This window comes from Kitasatospora sp. NPDC093558, from assembly GCF_040683475.1.
Lineage (GTDB): Bacteria > Actinomycetota > Actinomycetes > Streptomycetales > Streptomycetaceae > Kitasatospora.
The window spans coordinates 1-1,566 of sequence record NZ_JBFBDY010001097.1 but is presented as its reverse complement, the minus strand read 5'-3'; the positions used below and the strand labels follow the sequence as shown (position 1 = coordinate 1,566).

The window sequence follows — 1,566 nt, the reverse complement described above, 5'->3', positions numbered from 1 at the left end:
CCTCGGGCGTCAGGCCCTCGTCCAGGTGGCGGCGGTGGCGGGAGAGGATGAACAGCGCGTAGTCGATCCCGACCGCGAGGCCGACCATGAGCGCCCCACAGTCCGGTGTCCTCCAGGCGGAGGGATGGGCCGTTCAACGCGAGCGTCAGGGTCTTCCGCAGGATGACCTTGCACATCTCGACGCCGGCCTTGAGCCAGTCGCCGACGGCCGAGTTCCAGACGGAGGCCCACTCCTGGTTGACCTTCTTGTCGACCTTCTTGCCCGCCTCGTCACACCAATCACCGTCGACGATCATGTCGGCCATGCCGACGATCGTCTGCCCGCAGCCGAATTTCACAATCGTGCCGACGAGCCCGTCGTCAGCGGCAGCCGGTTGCGCACTGACCGCTCCGCCGAAGACCACCGCCAGCGCGAGAATCAGGGCTGCGATACGGCTTGTCACGAGGCCTGCCTGATTGCGGTCCAGCCCTCGGTGTTGAAAGCGGCGTCACCAGGTGCGGCGATAGCCGGCTTCTGCCCGGCTTGCGCCGCCGCACTCTTGATGGCTTGCCCGGATAGCTTCCAGTCTCCATCAAGCCAGGCAGCGCCAAGAATGCCCGTGGTGTAGATCGTTTGCTCTTCCTGTAGTTCTCCGGCTTTGTCCGTGACGCGCATCAGCACATAGGTCGTCACCTGGGTGGCGGTGACCAGAATTGGCTTGAAGGCGATCATGGTTGTGCGCATGAACGCGCCGCGTGGCAGCGGACCGCTGCTCGGCAATCCGAGGGACGTCCGTGCCGCAGCTTCCGTGCGCTGCGCACCCTGCTGCACCCTTTCCTGGGCTGATGAACTCTGGTCTTCCTGCGCCATGTACGTGAGGGCGACGGCGAGTTGTTGCTCTGGGAGGGTGGTAGTCCCCTCGACGTTGATTCCAGAGGCGGCCACCATCATTCCGATGGCGCCCTCCGCAGTATTGGGGAAGCCAACCTCTCTGCCAGTTACGGCCTTTCGGGAGCCTCGGGGGACGGCGATCCAGCGTGCTGGCTCGGTCCAAGTCGACGGCGCGGAGTACATCGGCACCGGTTTGGCCGAGGCGGACGGTTCTGGCGAAGAGGGCACCGGCGTTGACGGCTGACTACCCTGAATGGCAGCAGGCGTGCGGTGATCACCGCCGGTCAAAGCCGCGTAAGCCGTCAATCCAAGCACGGCGGCCAACATTGCCCCAGCGCCCCACATCACGACCCGAGAAGGACCTCGATGGCCCCGTACCTTCCCCACCCTCAGCCCGCGATGCCGTTGAGGATGGAGATGAGCGAGCCGGCCAGCAGCACGGCCGCAATTCCGCCGCCCATCCACTTGAACGGCTCGCTCCCGCCCCCGTGCCGGGACTTGTCCGCCATGGCGAGCTTGAAGACGCCGACGCCGGCCGCGACGACGCCGGCGAGGACCAGCAGCCAAAGGCCGTAGCCGAAAAGGGTGCTGACCGTGCCGTCCATCCCCGGAATCCTGGTCGGCTTGGCGCTGGGGATCAGCTGGGGCTTGTCGTCGTCCTTCGCGAGGTACAGGAGGAACATCGGTCACTTCCC

General features: G+C 65.7%; 3 protein-coding genes. All 3 read right to left on the bottom strand.

The features are described from left to right. A partial coding sequence (locus tag AB0O00_RS38820; protein ID WP_363659384.1) for an MMPL family transporter occupies positions 1-88 on the bottom strand: 88 nt, incomplete at its 3' end. 351 nt (positions 89-439) lie between these two features. After that, positions 440-1,198, bottom strand: coding sequence for a hypothetical protein (locus AB0O00_RS38815; protein ID WP_363659383.1), 759 nt, complete (start codon positions 1,196-1,198; stop codon positions 440-442). Positions 1,199-1,260: 62 nt separating this feature from the next. Next, the gene (locus tag AB0O00_RS38810; RefSeq protein ID WP_363659382.1) at positions 1,261-1,554 is read right to left on the bottom strand and encodes a hypothetical protein; all 294 of its coding nucleotides are present in this window, start codon (positions 1,552-1,554) and stop codon (positions 1,261-1,263) included. Between the last annotated feature and the right edge of the window lie 12 nt (positions 1,555-1,566).